4 protein-coding genes are annotated in these 4,346 nt (G+C 52.7%); 2 read left to right on the plus strand and 2 right to left on the minus strand.

Features of this window, described 5'->3' with window-relative positions; all coding sequences use genetic code 11:
- Window positions 1-93 precede the first annotated feature (93 nt).
- Together ACTBDZ_RS15500 and ACTBDZ_RS15505 are read left to right on the plus strand one after the other, a co-directional pair.
- The gene (locus ACTBDZ_RS15500; protein WP_438815979.1) at window positions 94-1,302 is read left to right on the plus strand and encodes a hypothetical protein; all 1,209 of its coding nucleotides are present in this window, start codon (window positions 94-96) and stop codon (window positions 1,300-1,302) included.
- A 357-nt stretch (window positions 1,303-1,659) separates the two neighbouring features.
- Window positions 1,660-2,565, plus strand: coding sequence for a LysR family transcriptional regulator (locus tag ACTBDZ_RS15505; protein WP_438815982.1), 906 nt, complete (start codon window positions 1,660-1,662; stop codon window positions 2,563-2,565).
- Window positions 2,566-2,621: 56 nt separating this feature from the next.
- Here the strand turns inward: ACTBDZ_RS15505 and fabI are convergent, their stop codons facing one another.
- Both fabI and ACTBDZ_RS15515 read right to left on the minus strand, forming a co-directional pair.
- The gene (gene fabI / locus ACTBDZ_RS15510; protein WP_438815980.1) at window positions 2,622-3,410 is read right to left on the minus strand and encodes an enoyl-ACP reductase FabI; all 789 of its coding nucleotides are present in this window, start codon (window positions 3,408-3,410) and stop codon (window positions 2,622-2,624) included.
- Between the two features lie 166 nt (window positions 3,411-3,576).
- Complete coding sequence (locus ACTBDZ_RS15515) at window positions 3,577-4,218, minus strand: ATP-binding cassette domain-containing protein (RefSeq protein ID WP_438815981.1); 642 nt, start codon at window positions 4,216-4,218, stop codon at window positions 3,577-3,579.
- Between the last annotated feature and the right edge of the window lie 128 nt (window positions 4,219-4,346).

Here is a 4,346-nt window from a genome sequence, read left to right on the forward strand (position 1 = left end):
GAGAACCGCGCTGCTTGAGGGCCTTGTTATAGGAGGGCCAGTTAGTGATTTTAAAATTTTGTTTTGCCATGGAGACCTGATTTTGAAACAACTATGGTGATCTGTTCCGATGATTACCCAAACTTTTTATTTATTCAACAAAGCCGTTTGCAGGACGATGCGTTGCAGGAAATTCAGGGCGAGTTTGTTATCGATGACTGGGGATGGGTTGACGGGAAACTGTTTAGAATTATCGGCGGGCGAAGTGGCGGTTGGGACTCGCAGGGCGGCGGTCTGGCTGTCGAGTTCAAAGCCGGAAATGTTGCGAGAACATCAACAGAAACGCGCCCCTGCAACGTTGCAACGATGTTCATCATTAAAACAGATAAGGCCGATTCGACACCCGGCGTACCAGTTCCATCTGCGGTCATTGTCACACCGCGACCTGCGACTGTTAACGCAGGTACATTCGTGCAGTTTTCAGGGCAGGTTTTGCCGTCTAATTTCGGCGTAGAATACCCTGTTTCGTGGTCTGTCAGTGATGCCGCGTTGGGTTCTATTGACGCAACAGGACGCTACACAGCAACGACAGGACGAACAGGTAATCAGACTGTTATTGCATCGATCAGTACCGGATTAACGACGTTAGTAACGTTTGATCAGCATATCTATCTGACCAATATTGCTATTGCAGCAATACCAAACATACAGGTGGATGGCACATATAATCTCGCTGTGACATTCAATCCGGCAAACTACACAGAACCGGCTGACTATGCCAGCAGTGATGCGCAGATTGCTAGCATCATTGGCGGCGTTGTAACGGGCGGAGGGGCAGGGACGGCTACGGCCAGTGTGACGGGCCGTTACTCTGGCATTACCGCATCACGGCAGGTCACGATCACGCCGAAAGTTATTGTTGAAAAATATCTCCAGATTAACGAAAACCTCTCTGAAATAGCGGAGAAAGGCGCTGCTGCGCAAGCGGGAGCGCGTACTAATCTGGGACTAAAGGCGTTGGCGACAAAGGATGCCCTTACTGCATCCGATGTTGGTGCCGTTCCACAGTCTGATACCTCGCTGGGTACTGAAAACCTAAATACCGTGGTTGCATTGGGGCGTAAGTTCCAGTCACTGACGAGCAATGCAACACTTGCTCGCAATTATCCTGTTTCGCTGGCGGGGGCTTTAGATGTGATTAAAACAACAGAAATGGGGATCAGGCAGATTTACTACCCGTACAACAACACGGATGCATATCACCGCTACTGTGTTGATGTGACAGCGGTACCTATGGCGTTTAGTGATTGGGTGGAAAAATAAGAGGGGACCACGTCTGGTGATGTAAGCGTTTAAGCAATAACCCCCGGTGTTCGGCTATAAGGTCGAGCGCATCCTCAAGTGTGGATACAGGGTCTGTATGGATTGCTCTGGCTTCTTTATGGTCCACGTGTGTGGCTAAATAAAAGCCCGAGCCTTCTGTGATTGCGCATGAACCACGCGCGCACTCAGTGAGCATGTCATTTCACCATCGTTCTTGTCATGTGGTAAATAACCATGCCAGAATGAGTTAGAAGAGCATGCTCTATCCTTGGTCAATTTTTAAATGTGTACAGCGATGAGTACATAAAATATGATCTTTGATGATTTTAATGTTATAACTAACTGATGTATAATAAAATTGATATAAAACAGCTCATTTACCTGTGCAATCTTGAGAAAGAGCGCCATTTTGGACGTGCGGCGGAGGCCAGTTTCGTCAGCCAGCCCACGCTCTCTATGCGGCTGAAAAACCTGGAGCGTGAGCTAGATTTGGCGCTGATTAATCGCGGTAACAATTTTGAAGGGTTCACGGCGGAGGGTGAGCGCGTTTTAGCCTGGGCGCGTGAAATCGTTTCGATTTATCAGGGATTGAAGTTGGAAGTGGCGTCGCTTAAGCGTGGCGTGAGCGGCGTATTGCGCATTGGCGCGGTGCCGCAATCGGGAATGGTGCTGCCGCAACTGTTGGCCGCTGCTCATGAGATCTACCCACAGCTCGACTATCAGGTCTCCTTGTTCAGTGCGGACCAGCTTCTGGAAGCGCTCAATGCCCACACGGTTGATATCGGTCTGGGATTTTTCGAGCTTGCCACGCTCAAAGAGCTGGCTTTTCAGGCGGCTCCCGTACAACGCAGTGAGATTTCGCTGGTTTACCACCCACAAGCATTTCCACAGATGGTCGGAGAGACGCCGTTGGCATTAGCGGATTTGGCGGATGTGCCGCTGTGTCTGGCTGAGCCCAGCCGCTATTTTCGGCGTTATCTCGATGGACACTTTCGTGATTCAGGCGTGACGCCGAAGGTCAAAGTGGAAAGTGCCTCGGTGATGCAATTGATGCAAAGCGTCTTTTTAGGGTTAGGCTGTGCCGTTGTGCCTCAGGGGAGCCTGTTGCCGGAAATGACGCCCGCACTGCGTTTTCGCCCACTCACACTGCCACCGATGCAGCGTCAGGCGGCGCTGGTTGTGGCTCCGGTTGGCAAGGTTACTGCTCTGGCGCAAAATTTCTTCGTTTTCGCGCAGACGTGGCTGGCAGAAAACGCGGATTGAGTTGGGACGAAAAAAAACCACCGGATCCGGTGGTTTTTGCCGATAGCGGTTGGAAATTAATCCAGTTCCAGCTCGTTCATAGCGGCGATGTTGAAGCCGCCATCCACGTGCAGGACTTCACCGGAGATACCCACAGCCAGATCCGAGCACAAGAACGCAGCCGTGTTGCCTACATCTTCAATGGTGACCACGCGGCGGATAGGCGTCACCGCCTCGCAGTGGGAAAGCATTTTCTTGAAGTTTTTGATGCCAGACGCCGCCAAGGTGCGGATCGGGCCAGCGGAAATGGCGTTAACACGCACACCTTGCGCGCCCATGGCGTTAGCCATGTAGCGAACGTTGGCTTCCAGAGAGGCTTTGGCCAGACCCATCACGTTGTAGTTCGGGATAGCGCGCTCGGCACCGAGGTAGGAGAGCGTGACCAGCGCGGAGTTCGGGTTCAGCATGGCGCGGCAGGCTTTTGCCATCGCCACGAAGCTGTAGGAGCTGATATCGTGCGCAACGCGGAAACCGTCACGGGTCACGGCGTCGACGTAATCACCATCCAGTTGATCGCCCGGGGCGAACGCGATGGAGTGGACAAAACCGTCAAAGGTCGGCCATACGTTAGCCAGTTCGGCAAACAGCGCTTCAATGCTGGCATCTTCCGCAACGTCACACGGCAGTACAATGCTGGAACCCAGCTCTTGTGCGAAGCCTTCAACACGCGATTTCAGCTTGTCGTTCTGGTACGTAAACGCCAGTTCAGCGCCTTCGCGTTGCATCGCCTGTGCGATACCGAATGCAATTGAGCGGTTACTGGCAACACCCGTTACCAAAATGCGCTTACCGGTTAGAAAACTCATAGCAGTAATCCTTGTGATTATAGTTGCTGCGAACGCCTGCACAGAATGCGTTAATCAGGGCGTTCGAAGTGAGTAAACCGGGCGATTCTAGCATGGTTGCCCCCCGTGGGGTACTCCGAGCAGTATCGCCCGCGCGTTTGCCACGATGTCGCGCTAGCGAATCCGGCTAAAACTGCGCGCCGTCACGGCGCCAGGCATCGGCACTGAGCGCTTCGCCAAAGTGGCTGGCAATCAGGCGTTTGGTCAAATCGTGCAGCGGCGCGGCCAGCACGTCTGCGGTGCTGCCTCGCTCGACCACTTCACCGTCGTGCATTACCACGATCTGATCGCTGATGTGCTTCATCATGCCCAGATGCTGAGTGACATAAATATAGGAGATCCCTTGTTCTTCCTGAAGTTCCAGCATCAAATTAATGATTTGCGAGCGCAGCGACATATCTAACGAGGCCAGTGCCTCGTCAGCCACGATCACCTTGGGCTGCAAGATCAATGCCCGTGCCAATCCCACGCGCTGTTTTTGGCCGGGTGCCAGCGCCTGCGGGTAGTAGTAGGCGTGGTCAGGGCGCAGACCTACCTGTTGCAGCGTCTGGTTGATCATTTTTTCCCGCTCGTGACCGTTCAATGTGGTATTCAACCGCAGCGGCATATCAAGCAGTTGGCCAATACGCTGGCGTGGGTTGAGCGCATTGCCCGCGTCCTGAAAAATCATGCGCACCTGCTGGCAGCGGAAGCGATAATCGCCGTAGCACAAAGGATGATCGTTAATCAGCAGTTCACCGGAGGTCGGTGGGATGACCCCCGCCAGCATCAATAAGGTGTACTAGCTCAGACCTGATCTGACAGTTACCGGTTATTTATACAGGTGTCTGTCAGATTAAATCTGGTTCAGATTTTTTTCTGCCCAGACCCGTTTACCATCAAGTAATGTTGCCATTG

Origin of the sequence: Symbiopectobacterium sp. (assembly GCF_051710365.1) — a bacterium.
Taxonomy (GTDB): domain Bacteria; phylum Pseudomonadota; class Gammaproteobacteria; order Enterobacterales; family Enterobacteriaceae; genus Symbiopectobacterium.